The organism is Rhodococcus sp. OAS809 (assembly GCF_040546695.1).
GTDB lineage: Bacteria > Actinomycetota > Actinomycetes > Mycobacteriales > Mycobacteriaceae > Rhodococcus_F > Rhodococcus_F qingshengii.
This window is the reverse complement of record NZ_JBEPOI010000002.1, coordinates 4298763-4323570: the sequence shown is the minus strand read 5'-3', so window position 1 is coordinate 4323570 and position 24808 is coordinate 4298763. Positions and strand designations below refer to the sequence as shown.

At 59.2% G+C, this 24808-nt stretch carries 15 protein-coding genes; 7 read left to right on the top strand and 8 right to left on the bottom strand.

Annotated elements, in window-relative coordinates; translation table 11 throughout:
- Positions 1 to 350: 350 nt before the first annotated feature.
- From ABIE52_RS23040 to ABIE52_RS23010, 7 genes are all read right to left on the bottom strand, one after another.
- Entirely contained in the window at positions 351 to 1901 is a 1551-nt protein-coding gene (locus tag ABIE52_RS23040) for a class I adenylate-forming enzyme family protein (RefSeq protein WP_192712673.1), read from the bottom strand.
- 480 nt (positions 1902 to 2381) lie between these two features.
- A complete protein-coding gene (locus ABIE52_RS23035) occupies positions 2382 to 4154 on the bottom strand; it encodes a hydantoinase B/oxoprolinase family protein (RefSeq protein WP_192712672.1) in 1773 nt (590 codons plus the stop codon).
- A complete protein-coding gene (locus ABIE52_RS23030) occupies positions 4154 to 6232 on the bottom strand; it encodes a hydantoinase/oxoprolinase family protein (RefSeq protein ID WP_192712671.1) in 2079 nt (692 codons plus the stop codon). Before ABIE52_RS23030 ends, ABIE52_RS23035 begins: the two co-directional genes overlap by 1 nt.
- A gap of 48 nt (positions 6233 to 6280) precedes the next feature.
- Positions 6281 to 7612: a purine-cytosine permease family protein gene (locus tag ABIE52_RS23025; protein WP_354541540.1), complete on the bottom strand. Its 1332-nt coding sequence runs from the start codon at positions 7610 to 7612 to the stop codon at positions 6281 to 6283.
- A 218-nt stretch (positions 7613 to 7830) separates the two neighbouring features.
- Positions 7831 to 8472 carry a response regulator gene (locus ABIE52_RS23020; RefSeq protein WP_192712670.1) on the bottom strand — a complete coding sequence of 214 codons (642 nt, stop codon included), beginning with the start codon at positions 8470 to 8472 and terminating at the stop codon, positions 7831 to 7833.
- On the bottom strand, positions 8469 to 10382 hold the full coding sequence (locus tag ABIE52_RS23015; RefSeq protein WP_192712669.1) for an ATP-binding response regulator: 1914 nt from the start codon (positions 10380 to 10382) through the stop codon (positions 8469 to 8471). Before ABIE52_RS23015 ends, ABIE52_RS23020 begins: the two co-directional genes overlap by 4 nt.
- A 766-nt stretch (positions 10383 to 11148) precedes the next feature.
- Positions 11149 to 12681: an aldehyde dehydrogenase family protein gene (locus ABIE52_RS23010; RefSeq protein ID WP_192712668.1), complete on the bottom strand. Its 1533-nt coding sequence runs from the start codon at positions 12679 to 12681 to the stop codon at positions 11149 to 11151.
- Between the two features lie 106 nt (positions 12682 to 12787).
- Between ABIE52_RS23010 and ABIE52_RS23005 the strand changes: the two genes are divergently transcribed.
- Entirely contained in the window at positions 12788 to 12988 is a 201-nt protein-coding gene (locus tag ABIE52_RS23005) for a hypothetical protein (RefSeq protein ID WP_192712667.1), read from the top strand.
- Positions 12989 to 13272: 284 nt separating this feature from the next.
- Here the strand turns inward: ABIE52_RS23005 and ABIE52_RS23000 are convergent, their stop codons facing one another.
- A complete protein-coding gene (locus tag ABIE52_RS23000) occupies positions 13273 to 14643 on the bottom strand; it encodes a flavin monoamine oxidase family protein (protein ID WP_192712666.1) in 1371 nt (456 codons plus the stop codon).
- Between the two features lie 62 nt (positions 14644 to 14705).
- Between ABIE52_RS23000 and ABIE52_RS22995 the strand changes: the two genes are divergently transcribed.
- From ABIE52_RS22995 to ABIE52_RS22970, 6 genes are all read left to right on the top strand, one after another.
- A complete protein-coding gene (locus ABIE52_RS22995) occupies positions 14706 to 15311 on the top strand; it encodes a TetR/AcrR family transcriptional regulator (protein WP_192712665.1) in 606 nt (201 codons plus the stop codon).
- Between the two features lie 1248 nt (positions 15312 to 16559).
- Positions 16560 to 17165, top strand: coding sequence for a TetR/AcrR family transcriptional regulator (locus tag ABIE52_RS22990; protein ID WP_192712664.1), 606 nt, complete (start codon positions 16560 to 16562; stop codon positions 17163 to 17165).
- Between the two features lie 1085 nt (positions 17166 to 18250).
- On the top strand, positions 18251 to 20086 hold the full coding sequence (locus ABIE52_RS22985) for an acyl-CoA dehydrogenase (RefSeq protein ID WP_192712663.1): 1836 nt from the start codon (positions 18251 to 18253) through the stop codon (positions 20084 to 20086).
- 276 nt (positions 20087 to 20362) lie between these two features.
- On the top strand, positions 20363 to 21052 hold the full coding sequence (locus ABIE52_RS22980; RefSeq protein WP_192712662.1) for a TetR/AcrR family transcriptional regulator: 690 nt from the start codon (positions 20363 to 20365) through the stop codon (positions 21050 to 21052).
- A gap of 1343 nt (positions 21053 to 22395) precedes the next feature.
- Positions 22396 to 22998 (top strand): TetR/AcrR family transcriptional regulator, encoded by a 603-nt coding sequence (locus tag ABIE52_RS22975; protein ID WP_192712660.1) that lies wholly within the window; start codon positions 22396 to 22398, stop codon positions 22996 to 22998.
- A 269-nt stretch (positions 22999 to 23267) separates the two neighbouring features.
- Positions 23268 to 24806, top strand: a complete 1539-nt coding sequence (locus tag ABIE52_RS22970) for an APC family permease (RefSeq protein WP_192712659.1) — start codon at positions 23268 to 23270, stop codon at positions 24804 to 24806.
- Positions 24807 to 24808 lie beyond the last annotated feature (2 nt).

Here is a 24808-nt window from a genome sequence, read left to right as displayed (position 1 = left end):
GCGGATTGAGAGCACGTGACACACGAACCCATCATCCACGCACAACCAGTTCTCGGATGTCGCCATGGCGCCTGGCGAGATGCACTCATGGCTGTGCCACAGAAATATTGGCCCACAACACAGCGTCGCTTTTGATGCTGTAGCCGCGCTACCGATTGCGGGCTGCAGATGTAGCGCTGGCTTACGTCCCAATGCGATCCGGCTACGACGGGCAGGCGCCCTCGGAAGACTATCGTCTTCCTCGCCGCTAGCTACCGCGTCTTCGCACCCCGCGAGATGCTTACCTGCGCAACATAAATGGTGGTTTCCACTCCGACCCATCGCAAGTAAAGCAGGCAAGATATCCGGCGTCAACGAACTCGTACCGATCCTGCTGCGTCTTGTTGTGCGATAAGTTGTGTTGCGTGTTTGCGGTCGATCTTGCCACTAGCGTTGTAGGGGAGTTCATGTAAGGCGATGAATTTTTCAGGGATGGCGTAGTCGGGAACACGACCTTGTAGTTGTCCCCTGGCATCGGTCTCGTCGAGTGTGTGCCCGCCACGCAGGACGACACCGGCGACGATACGTTCCCCCATTACAGGGTCGGGAAGGCCCACGACCGCCACCTCGGCGATCGCGGTGTTTTGCGCGAGAAGATACTCAAGTTGCGTGGGCAGTATCTTTTCGCCGCCGCGGTTGATGACTTGATTGATCCGGCCAAGGATTCGCAGTCGCCCGTCCGCGTCGATGGCTCCGATGTCGCCGGTGCGCAGCCAGTGCCCGCTGAACGCGTCTTTAGTGGCGTCGGGCCGCTTCCAGTATTCGAGCATCCGCATCGGCCCGCTGACCCACACCTCGCCGGCGGCGCCCCCGGGGACTTCGTTGCCTTCTGGGTCACGGATGGAGCAGTGCACACCGGCAACTGGGTAGCCGACCGTGTCACCGTGGTCTCTGATTTCTTCGGCGGGTAGCAGGTGAGTAGCCGAGGTGAACTCGGTGAGTCCGTAGGCGTGAAAAAGGTTCAGTTCTGGCCAGCGTTCGAAGAACTCGGCGCTCCACGCTGGCGGCATTCCAGCGCCCCCGACGATGGCGTGCCGGCAGGAGCCAAGAATTACGTCAGCGTGTTCGGTGAGCATGAGCATGCGGTAGATACTCGGGACGGAGGCCAGGTGGGAGGGAGGCCGCCGGGTCATGGCATCGATGGCGGTAGTGGTGCGGAACCGAGGCACGAGATCGACCTGACCGCCGATGACCAGCATGAATCCGAGTTGGTCGACATAGCCGGTGTTGTGGAATAACGGAACTAGGATGGTCGAGACCGCGCGCTCGCGGAACGGCATCCACGGCACGTACACACTCGCCGAATCGACCAAGGAGCCGTGAGATATCGAAGCCGCTTTGGGGTCTCCGGTGGTTCCCGAGGTAAAGCTCAGCAGGGCGAGGGTGTCACGGTCTGCTGAGCTGGGGGCGTTCCAACGGTGATCGCAGGGCATCCCAGCGAATGCGTCGGTGACGTCACCTGAACCCAGTGCGTGTATCCGAGTTCCCGATTCGGTTATCTGTGCGGTGGTGAGTACCGCGAATTGAGTGTCGTCGACGAGGACGATGCGGGGTTCGACGAGCTCGATCAGTGGGCGGAGTTGTTCGGACCCTAGGCGCGAGTTCAAGGGCACGATCACCGCGCGCATACGTAGCGCCGCGAGGAAGGCTACTACCCAGGCAGGGGTGTTGTTGCCTGAGAGTACGACCCGATCTCCCGGCCGGACACCGGCAGCGGATAGGCGTGCGGCGGTGGTGTCGATGAGTGAGAGGAGTTCTGCATAGCTGATTTCGGTGTCGAATGAGGACACGGCGATCGCGTTGGGGGTGTGGGACGCCCAGTGTTCGACGTGGTCGGTGATGCTGTTGAGTGGATTGCTCATAAAGGGCCGCCTGTGTGGTGGAAAGCTGGACGAGCGGGGATAGGGCGCCGTCAGACTCGGTGCGCAGCGAATGCAGTGAAGTATCGCAGAACTTGTATACAGCGAGCCCAGTTCGGTGCGGAACAGGTTTGCCGGATCACTTTTTTGGGGGGACTACCCTCGAAACGCATGATTCCTCTCGGTCGTTCAGAGTGAGAATTAAGTCGGCGTACGAGACGTGCTTGGTTGCTTCCTCGCGCATAAATGCATTGGTAGACAAACATTTATGCACACTTTGTTGCCGCGGGCAGCACCATTGATGGGAGAGATCTGGTCAGACAAAGCCGTCAGTAGTTCGCCTGCGAAAGCGCACGCGAACCTACGATTCCGGACGGTTCACAACCCATCTCCCCGCGCCAATCGCATTCTGCTGGCATAGAACCCGTATTCCGAACGATCGTCGTCAAAGACATAAATTTGAGGACCGTGAGGTGGAGCAGATCACGCTCCACGTAGCGCTGAGGTATCGGCGCTATCAACCGCCAGTCCCGTTTCGGTACGTACGATTGCCACTCCATAGGTGGTGCGTGCGACGTTGATGCTGACCCAGCCTTCGATGACATCATGTAACACGGCGTCCTGACAGCGGTCGAATGGGCGTCCGTAACCTCCGGCTGAACTATCCACACCGCGCACGGCCTGCCCGGGCTCGAGCTCGAACGCGGCATTGGCAGGTAGCGGTGATTCGGTGCCGTCAGCGTTCTCGATCCACGCTTCGGCACGCTGTCCGTCGTGGCCACCGAGAACCCCCTTCGGTGAGGTTTCCTGGCCGTCGCACGGGAAGATCACCGTCACCGGAGTGTCCTTTGCCGCGTAACTGACCTCTAGACTCGGCCCCCCTCTGAACTCGCCGGCGCCTCCGCTGTCTTGCCGAATCAACATGTGGCGGTACTGGATCGGCATCTTCACTTCGTCAATTTCGATGGAGTCCCGATACATCAGTCCGCTGACCACAGGCAGGCCGAAGGTGACCCATCCATCTGCTCGGGCGCTGGCAGGGCCGCCGTTGGCGGACACGATGATCTGGTTCACGAATGGTTCGTTGTCGTAGCGAGAGTCTTTGCCCGACAAGGTAGCCATAGCTGGCCCCATCCCTACAGCCGCCTCCGATACACCGAAAGGGGCGCCCAGCTGAGCGAACGAGCTGCCGATCATGTTGATGAGACGATCGGTGAGGTTGGTAGTCGCCAGGGAGCAGCTGTGCGGAAACTTCGGTATACCGACGGCCGCACCGTGTTTCAGAAGTACTTTCACTCTGCGGAAGGCGCCCGAATTCTTTGGGACTTCTCCGCCGATGGCGTTGAACAACCCGGCAAAGACTGCCGCCATCGTTGTAGCCTCGGTCATGTTGAGCCCGCAGTTCAGGTTGTCGGCGTTGTCGCGGAGATCGACCTCGATGAGTCCCTGGTCCGGGTCGATGGTGATCGTGGACCGGATCTCGAGCCCCTCGGGAAGGTAGGGATCGAATGCGTCGTGGCGTCCGGTGTTCGTCAGTGTCCGGCGGGGGAGTTTGGCGATTTCGTTGGCCATCCGCTGCTCGGAGTAGTCGAGCCAGTCGGAGATGAAAGCTTTGATTGTCTCCACTCCGTACTTCGCGCAGAGTTGCTTGAGTCGCCGCTCGGCGGTGCGGGCCGATCCCACGGCCGCCAGATAGTCGCCATACCATTGCGCGGGTACTCGGATGCGCGAGGCGCATATTTGGAGGATGTCGTCGTTGTCGGCGTAGTCGCGTTGCACCTGGACGGTGGGGAATATGAGTGCGCCTTCCTCGTAGACGTCCCTAGCTTCGGCATGGTAGGTCGTTGCCAGGGAGTTCCCGATGTCCGCTTGATGCGCTTTTGCGATCGCGGTGAAGAGATGTTCGCCTTCGAAGAACACGGGCACGAGGATCGTGTGGTCAGCGGCGTGGGATCCACCTTTGTACGGATTGTTGTCGAGGTAGGCATCGCCTTCTTTGAGATCGGGATGGCGTTCGCGCAGTGCTGCTGTCTGCAGTTGCGAGCCGAAAATGTGGACAGGAAGCCCCTCTGCACAAGCGAGCAGTTGGTCGTCAGCAGTTGTTATGGCGCACGAGAAGTCGCGCGCACTGTTGATCACTGCTGATCGGGCCGATCGGAGCAATGTGTTGGTCATTTCCCGTACGACGCTGTCTAGGCGGTTTGCCAGGACAGCGGTAAGGACCGCATCAAACGTGGTGGTGGGTGTGGAGGTCATCAGTGCGCTCCGTCTGTGTGCAGGATGTAATTGCGGCTGGGGCTGATCTGTGCGCTCATCCCCGGGAAAACTACAAGGGTGGTAGTGGGCTCTTCGATGATTGCGGGGCCCTGAATAGTGGTGCCGATATCGAAATGCTCAGGTCGGTAGATCGCCGTTGGTATCGGTTCTGTCCCGCCGAAGTAACACGACCGTTGACCGGGGGTGCTCGTCGCCTCATGAACGAGAGCGGCATGGTCTCGGGTGGAGGGAATTTCAACGGTCAGTCGGGCTTTCCAATTGATGACTTCGACCGCTGAACCGGCATCGCGAATCGCGAAAATACGTTCGTGAGCTTGGTGAAATTCCTCGACGAAGCGCGCGACATCTTCGTCCCCGGATGTGAATCGAGCGAAGGGTAGGGGCGCGTCTACATCCCACACCTGGCCCTGGTATCGAGCCTCGGCGAAGTAGTCGATGGAGGATAACCGACCTCGGAGACCGGCGCGTTCGAGGAATTCGTTGAGTCGACGGTCGAGTTCTTCGAGGGTCCGATTGACCGAATGGGTATCGAAGCGGTTGGTGGACGTGATGAACGCCTTCGCCTCTTCCTTGACGATGTCGGCGAAGTGCATTCCGGTGGCTGACAGCGCGGACGCGAGTCGGGGTAGGACGATGTTGCGGGCGCCGAGTTCGGAGGCGATTTGCATGATGTTGATTCCTGCGGCGCCGCCGCCTGCAACGATCGTGCTCTCTGCTGGGTTCAGCCCTTGGGCCGTGGTGACCTCGTGCACGGCCTTGACCATCGAATCGCTGGCGAGTGAGAGAATGCCCCAGGCGGTTTCGTACCGCCCGATGCCAAGTTGCGCAGCGAGGCGGTCCACTGCTTTCTCAGCAGAAGTGCGGTCGAGTTGCATACGGCCGCCCAGGAAGTTGTCGGGGTTGAAGTAGCCGAGCACAGTCGCGGCATCGGAGACAGTGGCGTCGACTCCTCCGCGCCCGTAGCAGGCCGGTCCTGGTTCAGAGCCTGCCGATTGCGGACCCACGTGGAGTAGGCCGCCGTCATCGACCCACGCAATTGACCCGCCGCCCGCGCCGATGGAGCGGATGTCGACGGAGGAAATCCCGAGAAGGTCCCCTTCCCATATTCCGCCCAGCCAGGTGTCTCGGGAGTACACCAGTTGCCCGTCTCGACTCACGCCGACATCGAATGTTGTTCCGCCGGTATCGCATACGACCATGTCGCCACCGAGTCCCTCGCTGAGGGAATAGTTAACTCCCGCGATGGGCGCCATTGCCGGTCCTGACTTGGCAGTATGGATCGGCGACTCGATGACCTCGTCGATCCCCATCACTCCACCCATGCTCGTCGAGACGAGTAGCTGGCCCTGATAGCCAAGATTTGCGAGATCGTCTCGGAGCTCCCGGAAGTGGCCTTGCATGAGTGGTTTGAGCGATGCGTCGATCGCGGTCGCCGAGGTACGGCGGTACTCACGAATGATCGGTGCGAGTTGATGGGACAGGGTGTAGGGGATGCCCGGCAACTCATCTTCGATGAGTAGCCCGATGCGACGTTCATGTTCCGGGTTTACGATCGACCAGAGCAGCGATACGGCAATCGCCTCGTACCCCTCGTCGCCAAGTCGCTGCAGAATTGTGCGGACCGCCGCCTCGTCCAACGGCGTCGTCACCTCAGCTTCAGAGCTGATGCGTTCGGGTACGCCGAAGGTGCGGCGCCGAGGAATGTACGGGTCGGGATAGTTGTGGCTGAAGTCGTGGCCGTCGAGCTTCCCACCTTCCTTCAGTACGAGTATGTCGGTGAAGCCTTCTGTGGCCAGAAGTGCTGTCTTCGCAACATTTCGAGTAACGATTGCGTTGGTCGCACGGGTCGTGCCGTAAATGAAAAGATTCGCGTTTGAAAGCACTCCCGACAGATCGGTGCCGATCTCGCTCGCTGCCGCGGCGATAGCCTGTGAGAGTCCACGGGAAACGCGGTCGTGCGTTGTCAGTGCTTTTCCTATGGTTTTTCTGCCGCGTTCGTCGTTAATGACGACATCGATGAATGTTCCTCCGGTGTCTGCGGAGATTTGGTAGGGCATCTCGAAACTTCCTTCGGCGAGGCGAACGTTGTTTGGGTTTGGGTTTAACTAATTGGCGAGGGCTGGTAGTAACGCACTGCGGTTACTGGCGAAAGTGCGCATCGAGCCGTAGATGGTCGCCGCGAGAATCGGTGTGACGAGGGCGCCGATACCTGGTCCCCAACCGATCCCTGACTGCAAGATCACCAGGCCCGCGGCGGTAGACACTGTCCAGGCAACGATTCCGGGGGGATAGAACCGGGCGAACCGCGACTCGGGGGTATGGGCGGGATCCGCACTCTCGCCGTGTCGGCGTGTCATCATGATGTGGGTCAACGCTATGCCGACCCAACCGGTGATAAGGACAGCCTGCCACGATAGTGCTACCAGCAGATATTGGACGACAGGTAGCAACATCATGAGGTAGATCGCCGCTCCGGTGACGATCGCCCACACCCACATCGGAGCAGAGATTCCGAGAACCCGTTTTCCGATCGACTGTAAGTTCGTGATCGCCAGGTGATAGTTGGCCGTATTGATACGGGTCTGTGAGACGAAAATGATGAGCAGTCCGACGACTCCGAGCATTTGGACGAGTCCGGTAGCAACACCTGTTTCGGTGGCCGCGATGCCAGGAATGGTGAAAGTGAGAAAGATTCCCACGACTGCGTTGACTCCGAATGCCAAGGCGTAGAAGAGATATCCGAAGGTGTATCGCTTATGGAATCGAATGTCCTCGGAACGGCCCATCGCGGCAAAGTCCATCGTATACATCATGAGTACCCACACGCCGATATAGGCAGCGAAGGCGGCGAGCCACCCTGGGCCACCGGATGCGACGGGCAACGCGGGCACGCTGTGTGTTATCCATTCCGAATCGGTGCCGTACTTGAAGCCCGCCCATACGACGGCCAGCAGCAATCCGCCCCAGTAAATCGGGAGCAGAATTCCATTAATGCGGTCCAGGAACTCCCGGACCCGACCGACCACGAGGGGCGTCGAGTAGGCCACGACGATGGCGGACCACAGGGGCAATGGTCCACCGAACTCCGCTTGGAATGCGAACGCGACAATTGATCCCTCGAACACCGCGTAGTACAGCGCGGTAACACCGAGGATCAGCGACGCAATAGAGGCTCCGCTGCGCCCGAGGATACTTCGTGAGAATTCTGCGACCGACACGTTGTTCCGTAGAGCGTGCTCGGCAATGACGCGGTTGATAACACCGTAGACGACGATAGTGAGCGCCAGTCCTATTAGGGCATTCATCGTCCCGTAGGCGAGGGCGAGCGCCGCGCCGAGATAGATGAAGAACATTGCGCTGACGATGCTGTACCAGATGGAGTTCAGGGATTTTCTATTCATCAATGGCGGGGAATGCTGGCCTACCGTGATCGACACACGCAACTCCTTCAGAGGTGGACGAGACTCGCACGTACCGACGGAGAGGCGGACCACGCTATCGGAAAGGAGACTCGGCAGATCAGGTTCATTGTGATCTGGAACACTGATCAGGTACGTGTCAACAATGACGGGTGAAGTGCCCGCGGCACATCATTCGATGGGCCGGATGGCTGGAGGAGAGACGCCGACTAAAAGGAGGAGATCCGATCCCATCCTCAGGTCAACAGGCCTCGACGCATCCCGGCGGCGACCGCGGCTCCCCGGTCGCTGACTCCGAGCTTGTCGTACACATGCTGTAGGTGCGTTTTGACCGTCGTGACTCCGACAAAAAGCTCAGCGGCGATATCCTTGATAGACAGGCCGTCCGCAGCGAGCCGTAGAACGTCGAGTTCGCGGGCCGTCAGCTTGGCCCCCTCTGGCTCGGCGTGCCGGCGGCGGAGTTCCTCGGCGAATCCTGTCTGTAAATCTGGCGGGATCACAGTGGCGCCGCCAGCTACGGCGAGCACGGTATCGCAGACTGTCTCCCCGGAAACCACCTTGAGCAGGTAGGCGCGGGCGCCAGCGGCAATCGCACGGTAAACGGTGGCGCTGTCCTCGAACGCCGAGATGATGATGCCTCGTGTCGGCATGCCGTCGCGCTCGAGTGCCTCGATAATCGCGATCCCATCGAGGCCGGGTAGACGAAGATCGAGCACTGCGACGTCGGGGACGGTGCGGCGCAGATCTTTTAGTGCGTGGGCACCGTCATTGGCGACCCCGACTAACTCGATGGAAGGGTGCTGCTCGAACAATCGCGCCAACCCATCCAGATAGACAGGATGGTCGTCTGCGACTAGAACGCGCGTACGTCCGCTCACGAGATCACCCCGTCGACGGCCGCCCGCACAGTCTCGACGAGGTTGTACACGTCGATCGGTTTGGTGAGGTAGGCAGTGGCTCCGGCGTCGAGTAGCCGGTCGATTCGGGCGGGCAGGGCGTCGGCGGAAACCACGATGACGGGGATACGTCGTGTCCGATCGTCGGACTTGAGCTCCGCGAGTACTTGCTCACCCTCCATGTCGGGCAGGTGCATGTCGAGCAGGATAACGTCGGGGCGGCTTTGCCGGGCAAACTCGATCCCCGCCCCACCTGTTGGAACGCAAACCAGATCGGCGAGGGCGCGTCGTCGTAGAACTTGTTGCACGAGTTCGATGTTGGCGGGGTCGTCCTCGATATACAACGCCCGAACATTACGCAAGACTGAGTGCAGTTGGACTGCGTCGCTGTCGGCGGAAGTTTGGGTGGGCATGTCGCCGGCCAGGGAATCCTCGATTGCGGGAAGTTCGACGTAGAAGACGCTACCGCGCCCCTTCTTCGTCCTTTCGACACCGACGGTTCCGCCCATCGCTGTCGCGATGCTCCTGGAGAGAGTCAGTCCCAGGCCGGTGCCCTCTACCCCAGTGCCGTCAGCATCGAGCCGCTCAAACGGTGTGAAGATCCGTTCGAGATCGGCAGGGGCGAGGCCAGGTCCAGTATCCGTGACCAGAAACTTAATCCGTCCATCCAAGGGGCCGCTGAACGAGGCGGTCACCATCCCACATTCACGGTTATATTTGACGGCGTTACTCAGTATGTTGAGCAGGACCTGGGTGAGTCGCTGTGGGTTTGCAAGCACCACTGTATGCAAGCCGTCGTGGAAATCTCGCGCGAGTTCGATGTGCCGGGCCTGGGCGAGTGGCCGCACCAGGACAAGTGCCTCCTGGAATGCCTCGACCGCACCGACCGGCTCGATCGAGAGGTCTTGCCCGTGATCCTCGATCCGAGAAATGTCGAGGACTTCGTTGATAAGTTTGAGCAAGTGCCGACCGGCCTGGACAATCCGGTCGGCCTTCTCGCTCACCTCTACGTCGCCGGCCAATTCGAGTTGCAAGAGCTGGCCGAAACCCAAGATGGAGTTCAGCGGTGTGCGAAGCTCATGACTCATCCTGGAGAGAAACTCGCTCATGGCCAGGTTTGCGCGTTCCGCCTCATCCTTTGCGGCGCGGATCGCGCGCTCTGCCCGGCTCCGGACCGTGATATCGGTGGAGATCCCACCAACCGCGTAGAGTTCGCCATTCTTGCGACGCAATGGGAACTTGGTCGACAAATAGATTTCTCCATCCGGTAGCAGCTCTTCGAATTGCATACTGTGCCCTGCCTCCCACACCCGACGATCGTTGTAGGAGTAGGTGCGGCCAAGTTCTTCGCCGAAAATGTCTACGTCGGTCAGACCCGTCACGTCTTCGCGGCGGACCCCATGCTCTCGCTCGAAGAAGCTGTTGATCAACAAGTAACGTCCGTCTATGCCCTTGAGGTAGATCAACGCGTCGACAGCATCGGCAATCGCTTCCAGACGCTGCTCGCTTTCCCACAGTGCGCGTTCGGCGTGCAGGTCGGCGCCGCCGTGCGGACTGAGCTGTACCAATGCAGACCCGCCGGGAAATGGCAGGACGTCCGTCCGCAGTGTCACTGCGATCCGTTGGCCCGTCGGCCTGACTACGACGGCATCGACAATGGCCCCCGATTCACCGTCGCACACGAATCCCTCGATAATGTCGGCTACCGGTACCTCTGCAACGACAGGACGATCCGCCAGTCGACGCAACGCGCCATTGGCGCGGATCACCCGCGCCTGCGTCCCTGCTAGATCGGCTACCAACGCGGGGGTGAGAGCACGCTCGAAGGCTTCGACGAATGGGTCAGACTCGCGGGACCGATTTTCGCGCTCCGCGGGGCGCTCCTCAGACATTGGGCAACGGTACCCGTGGACGGCATGGTGTGCCTATGCCTCTTCAAGAGCGCGCGGCTGTTTTCCTCGGGAAACGGACCCCTCGCTTCGCCGCCATCATGCCGGGCGCGCGCTCAAGAGCCCGCTCAATTGTCGAGTCCACACTGACGTCTCACCCGATCGCTCCCGCGGTGACCCGCACACGAGCGTTGTCAGCGCAGAAGCAGTAAGCATATCGTCTGTTGCGGCCATATCGTGTCGGCATCTCTAGCCAAGGTGGTCCCGCCCGGGGCGCGCATGGACGGGCGTCGAAACGGCGCAAACTGCGCCAACCTGGTGACGGCCAGCTCCACCCCCGATACAGAGTTACCCCTGGCGGCGAGCGCCGATGTTCAAGGTTGCTTGGTTGCTAACCCCAATATCGGAGACCTCACGCGTACGACAGCATCGCAGGCCGACAAGCGCTCGAAATTCCGACAGAACAACATTTTTGAACCATGTCTCAGTCGAAGCCGGAGCTCTCCATGGGGCGACAAACCGGTGTGCGAAAATGCGACTTCCCTGCCATCACCTCGAGCTTTTAGTGCCGTCATGTGAAAAGTGCCGCTGACTCGCGCACCTCGATGGAACACGTGCAATGGCCAGTGCACTCCCGGCTTCTGGCCGGAATCGATGAGTAGTTGATTTCGCCAGCTGTAGATGCTTTCAGTGATATCGAGATTCGAGGCGACTCCTGTTGCAACAGAGCTGATTCCCGATAGTCGGTCAGACAGTGCTGACTGAATCGCTATCGGTGATCGAGGCCGAATCGGCGTCGGCCCTTAGCTGCTGCAGCCCGCATGAGACCGAGCGCGAGTTTGACTCTCGAAGGCGTGTACGGGTACCAGTTCAGCTCTCTGTCCTGTAACGGAATTCGCGGCGTGGTGATGGCCTGTTGGCGGCAGTATTTCAGGATTCCGCTCTGGCCTCCCCAGCGAGCACCGACTCCTGATTCTTTCCAGCCGCCCATAGGCAAGGCGAAGTTGAACACGTTGGCGTACGCATCATTGATATTGACTGCGCCGGAGTCGAGTTGACGAGCGATCCTGCGCCCACGCTTGTTACTTCCAGTCCATATGGTCGCCGACAAGCCGTATCGCGAATCATTGGCCAGCTCAATGGCTTCCTGTTCGTCACGCACTTTGATCACCGGCAGCGTCGGCCCGAAAGTTTCCTCGCGTATACACGACATCGATTGCTCGACGTCGGCAAGCACTGTTGGTTGGAAGAAGGTACCGACACCAGTGGGAGCGCCGCCGGTTACCGCTCTCGCTCCGGCCGCGATTGCCTCGTCCACGTGGCGCTGCACGAGATCGCGCTGGCTCTGGGTTGCGAGTGCGCCGACATCGAAGTGGTAGCCGCGATCATCTTCACCCAACCGCAGTTCGTTGACGTTCTTCGCGAGTTTGGCGAGGAACTCGTCGTATACCGGTTCTTCGACATATACCCGTTCGATCGAGACGCACACTTGGCCGGCGTTGAACAATCCGCCCCAGGCGATGCCATTGGCTGCGCGATCGATGTCAGCATCGGCGAGCACAATTGCCGGGTCCTTGCCGCCGAGTTCGAGGCTGTACGGAATGAGTCGACCAGCGCATTTCTGGGCGACAATCCGGCCTGTGCCCGTGGAACCGGTGAACTGAACGTAGTCGACGTTGTCGACCAGGGCGGCCCCGGTGGCCCCGTAGCCGGTGGCCACTGCCAGAACCGGCGGAGCACCGATCTCGGCCCACCCTCGGGCAAATTCGATTGCGGACAGGGGCGTCACTTCCGAGGGTTTGAGTAGCACAGCCGCTCCTGCAGCCAGGGCGGGGATCACATCGAAAGCCGGCATGAGGAACGGAAAGTTCCACGGCGTGACCACACCTACTACCGGATACGGCCGGTATACGGTTTCGAGTTTCTTCAGCATTCCCAGTGGGCCGTGTGGTCTCGGGTGCTTGTCGGCGAGAAACTTGGCGGCGTTGCCGGACCAGTAGTTGATCAAGTCGGCGGTAACGACCGGCTCGAAACCGGCATCCGCGCGAGACTTGCCGGTCTCGGACTGCAGCACATCGTTGATGCGCTCGGCGTTGTCGAGCACCCAGTCCTGCAGTTTCAGTAACCACCGCTTGCGTCCCTTGGGGCCGAGCGCCTCCCAAGCCGGCTGTGCGTGCCGTAGGGCGCGGACTTTTGCGGCGACGGTGTCGGGCGCATCGTTCGGCACATGTCCGACCAGAATGCCGTCAGCTGGGTTCCGGACTTCGATGGACTCGGCCACCTCGGGTATTTCGGTCTTCATCTGGTACCTGCCCAGTGGTCGGTGATGTTGTTAAGTGGATTGCTCATGAGGGTCCGCCTGTGTGATCAATATGAACGAGTGGGGTTGTGATGCAGTCGGATTCGGAGTGGAGGTTGTCGAGTGCGGCGAAAAATTTTCTCCAGCGGTCATCGGCGCTCACAAGTTCGCTGAACTTGCCGGGTTCGGTGGCCGTGCGGACCGCGTGAGAATCCATGTGTCGATCTCGCCGGTGGAAGACCAACCGCGCTTCATCTCCAACTGTCCGATCCTGATCACCGATCTACCCACGCCAAGCTCCCAGCTCTGAGTTGGACCCGCTGGACCTGAAATCAGAATGCGAGTCGGATACGGAATAGGGTTATTAGAGCAGCGCGCTCACACAACGGTCAAGGATGTGTGTCCCTGTTTGACGCCGGTTCTTGAGAGATGACGCACAGGTGCTTCCGGCGAGACCGTGGCGAGTCTGCAGCCGCGAGGCCGCCACCTTGCTTGGTTACGCGTCAGGACCGCGTGAGTGCGAGCTGACGCGGCCCTGCGACCTCGGGACCCATCCAGCGTGAGCACGCAAAACTGACCTCGATCCGGCGTGCGTCAGCTGTCTTTCTGCGCTCGGCGCTCGATGCCTGACGCCTCTCGGGCGGCGCGCACCCCCGATTCCACCGCCCCATCGATGTATCCGGTCCAGCGGGTGGCGGTTTCAGCGCCGGCCCAGTGAATGGGTCCGACAGGTTGACGCAGCGACGAACCCACCGACGTCAGAGTCCCGGGCCGGGTATATCCGCCGTATCCACCACGCGAATAGTGCTCCGAAACCCAATCCTGCTCGATGAAATCGATCGGTTCCAACGCCTGTGGCCCGAAGTACGAGCTCAGATCGCCCAGGACACGGGCACGACGCTCGTCGGCATCGAGCTGTAGCGCGTCGTCTGCCGCCGCTCCTTCCAGGAAACCCACCAACACCCCATGGCCGCCGCCCGGCAGTGTGTTGTCGTACACCACTCCGAAAGGTCTGTTCGCACTGGTGACTTGACCGCTGAGTCCTGCGCTGCGCCAGAAGGGTTCACGGTAGACGATGTTGTATTTGATCACCCGTCCCATCGGCATGTTCGCCAACAGTTTCGCGCGGTCAGCGGGAAGTTCAGGGACATAATTGATCTCGGCGGCCAGTGGCGGCGGAACGGCAACGATTACTCGACGGGCCTCGAGTACCCCACCGCCGGCAGTCTGCACACGCGCGCCATCTGTGCTCCACTCGATCTCAGTCACCGCACTTCCGAGTCTGACTCGGTCACCGAGTCCCGCGGCAAGCCCCAGCGGGATTTCCTGCGTTCCGCCGACAACGCGATCCTGCTGCGCACCACCTCGCGTGTTGATGAGTGCGTCGAGACCGCCGGCGGCCTCGATGTATGCCAGTACCCACAGCGCAGAGAGTTCCCTGGGTTCAGCGGAGAAGACCGCCTGGGTGATCAGGCGCATGAGGGCGCGCCCGTCCTTGGTATGGAAGTGCTTCTCGAGCCAGGCGTCGAAAGTCATCTGGTCCAGCTCTTCGGCATCACGACTGAGCCACGGATAACCGTTGACGATTCTCCGAGAGGCGTTGCCCACCCTCCATTGTCCGAGCGCGATGTCCGCCAGGACTATTGGATTGAGGCGCGGAGTGCGGCCGGGGTAGGTGCGGCCGCCGAGCTCCGCGATGTGTTTACCGCCGTTTCGTGTGGGGTGTAGCGAAAGTCCTAGTTCACCGATCAAAGCCAAGACCCTGTCCTGGCCGGGGCCGATCCATTGACCGCCGATCTCAATTGGCGATCCGTCGGGAAGGACGTCGTTCAGGACTCGCCCACCAACTCGATCTCGGGCTTCGAGTACAACGACGTCGAGTCCCTCTCGGGTCAGATCACGGGCCGCCACAAGACCCGCAACCCCGGCGCCGATCACGACTACGTCGACAAATTCTCGTTCCATGGCCAACTCGCTTCCATACCTTATGTATCCGACATACAAGTTGTATGTGATATACATAGGGTATGTCAACAGCTGCCAGTCGCCGAGATGAATACAGCCAGAGCACTCGCCGGGCTCTCCTCGACGCCGGACTCGAACTATTCGTCTCCAGCGGGTACACATCCGTGTCGGCGGAGCAAGTGGTTCGAACCGCCGGACTGACCCGAGGCGCTTTGTACCACCACTTCGACGGTGGCAAACGAGGCCTCTTCGAAGCAGTCTTCGAGGAACAGGAAGCCGCAGCATCACAGAAGATCTCCGACGCGATCGGCTCTCGCACCGAGGTTTGGGAGCGGCAACTTGCTGCCGTCGACGCCTTCCTGGATGTATGTTCCGAGAAGAACTACCGAGAAATCGTTCTGCTGCAGGGCCCTGCGGCGCTCGGATGGGAGCGCTGGCGGGAACTCGACGAGCAATACCTGAGGGGTCTGGTGCTCGACTCCATCTCGACCCTTCGCACCTCGGGACTGATCGAATCGCATCCAGACACCCTCGCAACGGCCGCTATCTACGGTGCGATCACCGAAGTATCCCTCGCAGTCGCTCACGCACCCGACCCAGCGCTGGCCCGTGAGCAGGCTGCACACCTGATCCGGGACCTGTTCTCCGGAATCCGCACGAGATACTGACATTTGGACGACGCGACGTCCAACAGGTCAGCCGTGCCACAGTGCTTCAAGCCTGTCGCCCGTTCATGCACAAGGAACGATGACTCGCGAAAGGGGCATTACATGCTCGCCTAGAACCGTTGTCGAGAACTCTCAACCAATGAAGGCGTGTTTCAGTTCGCATTTGTCAGACTGTGAACTCGCGACCGTGCTGGTTTCCACAATGCGACGAACTCGTCGCTGATTGGGCGCGGTGGTGCAGGGCCTGGCGGCGTCCAGACGGGGCCCACCACTTGCAAATGCCCCGGTTTCCGGACAACTCGGACCCCGATTCAAGCCAATTTCCCTGCACGGCAGAGGAAATAGTACTTGCTGTATCGCTGGGATTCCGTGGCTCGTCACTTTTCAGGGTCGTTGTGGGCCTCACCGGGCGAACCAGGCGGCCGGACGGAAGCGCCTCTGCATGTAGTCACGAACCATGTCGGATGCTGTACGGCGCAGCCTTGAGTGTGCGTTTGCATTGTTGCAAATCAAATCGTTCGGATGTGTCTGCGAATCGACCAATCCGCGAGCAAGGAGTTTTGATATGGATTCATCCGGAACCAAGTTTGAGCAAATCGGAGCAATCGCCAGTCTGCTTTCCGCGGGGGTGGCAGTAATCGGCGGAATCGCTGGCGTTGCAGCACTGTTGGCGTAGATTGCTCTTCGAAATCGAGGCTCTGGTTGTGCCATGGCGCCCGACGGCCGGGCAGCTATCCCTCTGTCCGTTTCATTGGACTGCCCAGATGGCCGGCGGGCGTATTGCTGAATCGAACATTTACGACTCCGTCAGCGTGTGTCGAATCCGGCGACTAGCGCGGCCCCAACCTCCCTCGATCCCCGGTAGTCATCTGCATCTCACAATTACATGTGACTTGCGACCACCTGAACTCAACGGCCACCAGAATTCGGTGATCCGGCGCGGTGATGTCAGCTGAATCGGATGGGAACGCACAGGAACCTCGGCTGGGGTCCTCAGATGGATTGGCCGCAGATCCGCTGGTCAGAACCCCGCCGTGTTTGGTAACCCGACTCACATCTTCTAAATCCGAATCAGACACTGATTTTCATTGAAGTCCTCCGACTGCCTTGCTACGATTCGAGCGACAAGCCGGAAATTTTGTGGGAAGGGCCGATGTGTCACGAAGAACTGGCGGTAATGTCTACGCGCCCTACCTGCCCTGCGGTTGGTAGGTCGAGGTGGACGCCCCGGTCTCAGATTCGCAGGTAGTGCCTAATCGGCGCATTCCGAAACAAAGACGCAGCCAGATCAAAGTTTCTCAAATCCTTGATGCCGCTGCGGAATTGCTCGAAAAGATGCCGATCGACGATCTGAGTGTTCGGGTGATCACTCAGCACGCTGGGGTGGCACCTCCAACTTTTTACGCATACTTCAGCGATCGTGACGCTGTTCTCAGCGCGCTCGGAATGCGCTATGTGGAGGAAGCTGCTTGGGTGATGGATCAACTCGACGACAGGACCTTTGCGACGTGGGAGGATGCTGTCGATGCAATGGTCGACGCCTACGTCAATTGGTTTCGAGTCAGGATCGGGTTTCGCGCGTTGTGGTTCTCCGGCCACCTCGACGTTTCCGTAGTCGCCGCTGACCGTATGGGCAACTCCGCGATCGCGGATCGAACTCGTTCCGTCCTGGAACGTGCAGTGGGCTATCCCCTCGACATACCAAGGTATGTGTCTCGATTTAGCGTGGAGTTAGCTGACCGTCTCCTCCGCTATGGATTTGAAGAAGAAACCAACGGGAGTGAACTCGTTTTCGACGAAATCAAACGCGCACTGCGCGCGTATGTGTCGACTTACATGCCGTCGCAACGCTGATTCTCGGGTTTGCGCGCATAGCCCCTATCCTTTTGGAAATTTGAGGCGCCCTGCCGATCTCGTCAAAATGAAATGAAATCACTCGACGTGCAGCCGGGCATGTTTGGCTCCTCGGCGAGCCTGATAGCGTCAATCGGATTGGCAGGGTGCAAGTTTGATGATTGCGTGGCCGGAACGACCATTTGATGCTGAAATTGCCACCAGATCTTTGTCCCTCGCAGCTGTGGCGCGTAGCCCAAGACAGGATAACGGGCCGATCGAATCGGTCCCACGACTTGCGGTCAGGACGAACGGAATTGCGCAAATTCCCGACAGCCCTCACGAATTCACGGAAGGCTGGTCATTTGTCGGTGCATTCGCCGGTTTCTTCGGCGCAAGAGTTGGCCGCCGACAACACGTCACCCTTGACTGCCTGCCGCGTGCGCCACCATCGAACGACTGAGGAGTAAAGCAACATTCGGAGCCCGCCAACCATCGACTAGACGATGGAAAGCGTCAACTGTCAGACAGTGTCGATTCTCGTCTCAATCTTGGTGGTCAGGAGGCAAACGAGGAGGTGCTCGTGTCGATACCGCGGAAGAACATGCAGACAAAGTGTCGCCGCGACCAGCGGTGCCGTGGAAAAATCCGTTGCCCAGAAGTGATATTCACCGTGGGCGCACCTCCCATGCGACTTACTCGAACCGGTGGTCTTCGACTCCTACGACACCCGCGCCGGCCGTTCGCTCTCGCCGTTGCGGCATGTGAGGCTCCCTCGATCGACAGCACCTTGAAACTCGTGCGGTTGAGGTCACGCTTTGTCGCAGACTGGAAGTCGTTGAATGCGCAGACACCGGGAAACCTGTGGACGGGACTGAGTGTCTGGCCGGCTTTTGATTCGAGAGCTGTGTGTTGTCCTAAGGATTGCTACTGCGACCGACGACTTCGTCGAGGAAGATTTACCCGTGAGGAAAACTGTGTTAGTTTTACTTTCTAGTCAAACATGCGGTGTCTGCTCCGTGCCGCGCTGAGAGACCCCTCGGCTTCGACATCGGTTCGACTTTCTCAATCAACTCCTGGTAATTGCCGCCTTTGAAGGGACAAACATGGGCCACTACAAAAGCAATGTTCGAGATCTTGAATTCACTCTGTTCGATGTCCTCGGACTCGGATCGATTCTTGAGTCCGGCGCATTCGGAGACCTCGACGAGCAATCAGTGCGATCGATGCTCGAAGAGGCGGCGCGACTCGCCGAAGGCCCCTTGGCCGCTTCTTACTCCGATGCCGACCGGAACCCCCCCACTTTCGACGTGCAAAGCCACTCAGTGCTGTTGCCTGAGTCGATCAAACAGTCCCTTCGAGAATGGCAAAAAGCGGGCTGGTTCCGAGTCGGCCTACCCGAAGGAATCGGGGGAGTACCCGCCCCGGCGATGTTGGCCTGGGCGATCAACGAGTTCAGCCTGGGTGCCAATCCCGCCGCCCATATGTACCTCACCGGCCCCTTCATGGCGGGCATCCTCTACGAACTGGGAACCGAACAGCAACGACATTGGGCCACCCTGGCGATTGACCGGAACTGGGGAGCAACCATGGTGCTTACCGAACCAGACGCGGGATCGGACGTCGGCGCCGGTCGCACCAAGGCGGTCGCGCAACCGGACGGAACGTGGCACCTGGAAGGAGTCAAACGGTTCATCACCTCCGGGGACTCGGATGACCTGTTCGACAACATCCTTCACTTTGTTCTCGCCAGGCCGGAAGGCGCTGGTGGAGGCACCAAGGGACTGAGTTTGTTTCTGGTACCCAAGTTCGTTCTCGACCCTGTAACCGGCGAGTCGATGGAGCGAAACGGTGTCTATGTCACCAATGTTGAGCGCAAGATGGGATTGAAGGCGTCGGCCACCTGCGAGTTGACGTTCGGTGCAGACTCTCCTGCCAAAGGTTGGTTGGTTGGGGACAACCACGCGGGTATAGCGCAGATGTTCAAGGTGATCGAAGAAGCGCGCATGATGGTCGGCACCAAGGCTATCGCGACACTGTCCTCGGGCTATCTGAATGCGTTGGAATACGCAAAGACTCGGGTGCAAGGTTCCGATCTGAGCCGGAGTGCTGAAAGAAACCCACCCAAGGTGACGATCACTCATCATCCCGATGTGCGACGCTCCCTGATGGCACAAAAGTGCTACGCGGAAGGGTTACGGGCGGTGTACCTGTACACCGCCGCACACCAAGATCCGGTATCGGCGCACAACGTCAGCGGGATCGACGACGACGTTGCCTTCCGTGTCAACGATCTGTTGCTACCAGTGGTGAAGGGCGTGGGATCCGAGCGGGCATACCAGTACCTGACGGAAACTCTGCAGTGCTTCGGAGGCTCAGGCTTCCTCCAGGACTACCCGATCGAGCAATACGTTCGCGATGCCAAAATCGACTCGCTGTACGAAGGTACTACTGCCATTCAGGCGCAAGACTTTTTCTTCCGCAAGATTGCCCGGGACCGAGGTGTAGGACTTGGGCACGTGCTCAACGAAGTCCGCAAGACCGCAGAGAAGAGCCTCGAAGGGACAGACGAACTCGGACGCGAGCGCGCTCTGCTCGGCGCCGCATTGACCGACATCGAGGCGATGACCGCGAAAATGACCCAGTACCTGTTGAGTGCGCAAGACGAACCCCGCGAACTACACAAAGTCGGACTTGGTTCGGTGCGTTTCCTACTCGCCTTCGGCGACTTGATCATCGGCTGGCGTTTGTTGGTGGCAGCAGAGGTAGCCATCGCTGCACTTGCCGGCGATTGCAGGGAACAGGATCGACCGTTCTATCTCGGCAAAGTCGCCGCCGCGTCTTTCTTCGCCAAGAGCATGTTACCCCTACTCAACGGTGTCGCACAGACCGTCAACGATCTGGATCTGGAACTTATGGATCTCGACGAATCCGTCTTTTGACATCGCTGTCGTGTTTCAGGAGTCCGCAACACTGGCACTGAGATCAACATTCTGACGGACGCTGCGACGTGACGCGGCCTGCGTGAGCGCTTGACTCGCCTACCTTTCCTGCTGTCAGAACGCGTTTCGATGGGATGCAGTCTTCGTGTCCGACACGGCCCCTCCGGGGTACATCAGGGTCCAGGATGGCGGATGGTGCGCTGCTGCCCTCTACCGGGAGCGCTGTCACCGTGGCCTGGTCAAGGGCGTTCGGAGGCGCTGGGTAAAGTGAAACAGGTGGATTCCGAAGGTGTACGACTTCGCACTAGCTCACGTCCCCGTCGCAGTCAGGGCAACAGGCCTTCCGACAACTTACTTCTCGACGCGGCGTGTGAGGTCTTCCACGAAGTCGGCTTCCATGCGGCGGCGATGGAGAAAATCGCGGAACGTGCCGACGTCTCGAAGCCGACTTTGTATGCCCACTTCGGCAACAAGGTGGATCTCTATCAAGCCTGCCTTGAGCGTGAATCTAAGATGTTGCAGAAATGGCTGTTCGCCGCCTACGAGTCGGCCATTGACCTCAACATCGACGGGCAGGTCCACGCCGATATGCTCGCGTTGTTCGAATACGCGGCGGCGCACCCTGCGGGGTTTGGCCTTTTGTTCGACGACGCCACGTCCGGACCCAATACGACAGTCCGTGACAGGCTGACCGATAGTATCTCGGCTCGTATTGCCGAGAAGATGCGGGCATATTTCTCCCGGCGCTCACTGACTGCTCCTTCGGACCGCAGTATCGAGTTACTCGGTTCGATGCTGGTCGGAGTGGGAGTGCACGGCGCGCGGCAAGCACTCGTTTCCGGCGCCAACGCAGTTCTCGTGGGGGATCTCGCGTCGTCGTTGGCAAGCGCAGGACTGCGGCACCTCGACCGCGCGACCGTCCTCGCAATAGATCAAGAGGAAAATTCCCAAACGCAAGAAATCTGACCTGTTCGGAGCTGTGACATATCGGCGAGTTCGTTCGTTGGAGGAATTCGGCGTCGTAGACGCTTCGGGTCAGGGTGGGTTTCCTCCGCGCTCTTGCGAGAATCGAACGGCTTCAGTGGGAGATTCCGAAATTCTGAACAACCTAGTCATGCCGCGACAAAAATGAAATCCTGATTTCTGTCATTATGGTGCGTCTAGGCAACACCCCGGAACCTGTCGGTGGGGTCAACAGTCGAACGTAGGTGTCCAGGTCCGCCCGATTCGCCTTGTATCGCAGCATCATTCGTTTTGACATGCAAGTTCGCGACCAGTGCGTCAAGTTCGGCGGGCTGTTCGAGTGCAGCTTTTACCGACGAATTCTCAAACCTCGAACTCACAGGAGACTGGCTGAAAACACATGACTACCAATCGGACTTCGTACTCGTCGGGAAATGACCCTTCTCGGCTGGCAAAAGCAATATTCGATGAACTCTCGCGGCGCTATCATGAGGAAAGGCATCAGAAGATCGTGGCCGAAATATCTGACCAGCTTGTGCGTTATCGCCCAGCAGAAGCCATGTCGCTTCTCAATCTAGCGTTGAGCTGGGCGCCCTATGGCGGGGTTCCAGAGGAAATGGTATTCGAACAATACGGAACGACGTTGTCCCGCTTCGTGGACCAGATGTGGACCCTCGTGCACCATCTCGACTGCGATCGTCAAATCGTAGATAAATTGGCCGCGGCATATCCGAGGCATCAAAATTTTTTTGCAGATTCAGCTCGCCGAGCTTTGCTCTGAGGGCAAACGCGACCGCAAGAGTGATCCGTGTGGCGACCTTCGGTGAAGGCGACCCTATGTTTTTCGATAAGGCGACGGTTGCCTTTCAGTTTCTCCGCGAGGATTCGGCGGTATTGTCGCGGGAGAACAATTCTATTTCTTTTCCCGGGTCGGGGTGAACAGGTTACTTGCTCACTTCTGCAATTCCGAAGAAAACTGTTCGACGCACGCAGTGCGGCTCGGATATTGCGAAACGCACTATGCGTGTCTGCGCGCGACAGGCACGCCCTACATCGAGAGCTGGGACAAGTCCATCAACGGAAGGTCTACGCCTAACAAGGCCAGGCTCAATTAATTGACAACAAAATTACCGAAAATGTGGGGGAGGGGTATCGCTTGTTCACGGCAGTGCCCCTCCACTGGCATTTTCCCAACTGTTTCGCGAGTCGTCGAGTTCGAACCTGGTCGTCTGACTTGGTCAGGACGAGCGATGACGTTAACCTTGTCGTAGCGGCAGATAATAGGACAGCTGGATCAGCTCCTATGAGGAATGGACATTGGTTTCTGCTCGAACTTTGGAGGCGCAATGGCTCGGATACCGGCAACGCAGCGACGCCAAGATCTGGTCGAGGCTGCATTTCGGGTGATGGCACGCGATGGCATATCGGCAGCGACTACACGCGCGATCTGTACCGAAGCTGGTGTTCCCCAGAGCGTCTTCCACTATTGTTTCCACACGAAAGAGGATTTGCTACGGCAACTGGCACGCTCGGTCGTTGTCGAGATGGGTTCGCCGGCGCCGAAAACTACCGCGGCCGACCTGGAGTCTTCGCTCGCTCAAGCCTTTGATTATCTACTCAGGTCCGCTCTCGAGCGACCTGATCGCCAGCTCGTATTGTACGAATTGACGACGACGGTGTTACGCGATCCCGGACTGGCCGAACTTGCCCATTGGCAGTACGACCAGTACTACGAAGCGATCAACGCCCTGTTGGGTGATCTTGCAGAGCGGTTCGACTTTCGCTGGGCGGTGCCGACCGAAACTGTGGCGCGGTTGTTCACGGTCTTGATCGACGGCGCGATCCTTTCCTGGTTGGCGGATCGCAACACTGAGCAGACCCGGGCAATTCTGGCCCTCGCGGCCAAACAGCTCGCCGCGCTTGTCGACGAACCTTCGCGCACAAGCTAACTCGGCTCTCCTCCGCCAGTCTCGGCGAAACCCGTGCCACTCCACATGCTGTGGAGTGGCCTTTTCGCGTGGCCCGACCGCCAAGGTCGTCGGTGCGCGCGACGAGTGCAGCTAACGCGAACGTAACCGCTTGGAAACTCATTCGAGTCTCTTGGGCGCAACAATTTCCGTTGATCCGACTTGGTCAGTTGACATGTTCGGGTGACTAAAATTACGCTGCATGAACCAGTGACCTGTATCACTGATGCATTTCAACAGAAAGCTTGTCCATGACACCCTCTGCAGACTCGAATCGTCAGCTGGCCGGAGGCCTCTCAGCCTCGAAGATCGTAGTGATGGTCGTTGCAGCCGCAGCGCCTATGGGGGCAGTGCTCGGAATCATCCCGATGGCGTTCGCACTCGCGGGCGGGCCTGCTACACCGGTGGCGTACCTCATCGCGGGTGCAACGCTGCTGCTCTTCTCGATCGGATACAGTGCGATGAGCCGGCGCATCTCGACGGCGGGGGCCTTTTACGTTTACGTAGCCAAAGGCCTTGGCCGCATACCTGCAGTAGGCGCGTCCTATCTGGCGATAATCGCCTACAACGCAACCGCTTTGACGATCGTTGCGGGACTCGGCTACTTCGGTGACCTCATCATCGGAGGCGTGCTCGGAGTTTCCGTGCCGTGGGTTGTCTACGCTCTCGCCGGTGCCATCATCATTGCGCTGTTCGGCTATCGCCAGGTGGATTTGGCGGCACGCGTTCTCACAGTTTTGCTGGTTCTGGAAGTCGGCGCGCTGATCGTCCTCGATCTCGCGATGGTTGTCCACAAGGGGTGGGACGCATTCCCGCTGGAAATTTTCGCCCCTGATCCGTCACTGAACTTGGGAACATTCGGCCTGGCCGCGATGTTCGCCTTTCAGTGTTTCATCGGCTTCGAGTCGACTGCCCTGTACCGGGAGGAGGCGAAGAACCCTCGAAAATCCATCCCACGCGCCACATATACGTCTGTCGGCATCATCACGGTGTTCTACTTCCTGACCACCTGGATCACCGTCGGAGCAGTCGGCACCGACGAGATTCGCAGCTTCGGTGCGGATAACGCAGGCGACATGTACTTCGTTCTGAGTTCGGAGTTCGCCTCGGAATCGCTCACAGCCGTCATGCAGGTAGTTCTGTTGACGAGCTTGCTCGCCTCACTACTTGCACTCCACAATGCATCGAGTCGCTACATGTTCAACGCTGGGCGGGAGGGGTTGCTCCCTCGCTGGATCGGTGTCCCTCACCGCACGCAGGGCACGCCGTCACGCGCAAGCCTTGTCCAGACCGGTATCAATGTCGTCGTAATCATCATTTTCGCGCTCATAGGAGCCGATCCTTACTACGGGTTCGGAACGACAATGACCGGATTGGGCACCCTAGGGATTCTGCTGCTCCAGGTTCTTGCTGCGCTGGCGATCATGCTCTACTTCATCAAGAATCGCGAGAAGCTCATCTACATTGTTGCGCCTGCTCTGGCTCTCATTGTGTTTTCTGTCGTGGTGGCCCTCACCATCGGCAACTTCAGCATCCTCACGCAGATGGATTCGTGGGTGGTCAACGTGATTCCGTGGGCTCTCTTCGCTGTCGCGTTGCTTGGGATGGGTTACGGGCTATGGCTGCGCACATACAAGCCGAGGATTTACGCACAGTTAGGTGAAGGACCCGAATCTGAAACCCTCAGGCCGGTGCATACGCCCACTTCTCATGACGGATCCTCTCCGCAGCAGGTGCTTCTTGCCGGTGATCCAGCCAAGGAATCCGCTGGCACAGAACCCACATCATGAAG

Excerpts from the sequence above, each read along its gene's own strand:
- ABIE52_RS23040 (WP_192712673.1), bottom strand. The coding sequence starts at position 1,901 with ATGAGCAATCCACTCAACAGCATCACCGACCACGTCGAACACTGGGCG.
- ABIE52_RS23035 (WP_192712672.1), bottom strand. The coding sequence starts at position 4,154 with ATGACCTCCACACCCACCACCACGTTTGATGCGGTCCTTACCGCTGTC.
- ABIE52_RS23030 (WP_192712671.1), bottom strand. The coding sequence starts at position 6,232 with ATGCCCTACCAAATCTCCGCAGACACCGGAGGAACATTCATCGATGTC.
- ABIE52_RS23015 (WP_192712669.1), bottom strand. The coding sequence starts at position 10,382 with ATGTCTGAGGAGCGCCCCGCGGAGCGCGAAAATCGGTCCCGCGAGTCT.
- ABIE52_RS23010 (WP_192712668.1), bottom strand. The coding sequence starts at position 12,681 with ATGAAGACCGAAATACCCGAGGTGGCCGAGTCCATCGAAGTCCGGAAC.
- ABIE52_RS23000 (WP_192712666.1), bottom strand. The coding sequence starts at position 14,643 with ATGGAACGAGAATTTGTCGACGTAGTCGTGATCGGCGCCGGGGTTGCG.
- ABIE52_RS22995 (WP_192712665.1), top strand. The coding sequence starts at position 14,706 with ATGTCAACAGCTGCCAGTCGCCGAGATGAATACAGCCAGAGCACTCGC.
- ABIE52_RS22985 (WP_192712663.1), top strand. The coding sequence starts at position 18,251 with ATGGGCCACTACAAAAGCAATGTTCGAGATCTTGAATTCACTCTGTTC.
- ABIE52_RS22975 (WP_192712660.1), top strand. The coding sequence starts at position 22,396 with ATGGCTCGGATACCGGCAACGCAGCGACGCCAAGATCTGGTCGAGGCT.
- ABIE52_RS22970 (WP_192712659.1), top strand. The coding sequence starts at position 23,268 with ATGACACCCTCTGCAGACTCGAATCGTCAGCTGGCCGGAGGCCTCTCA.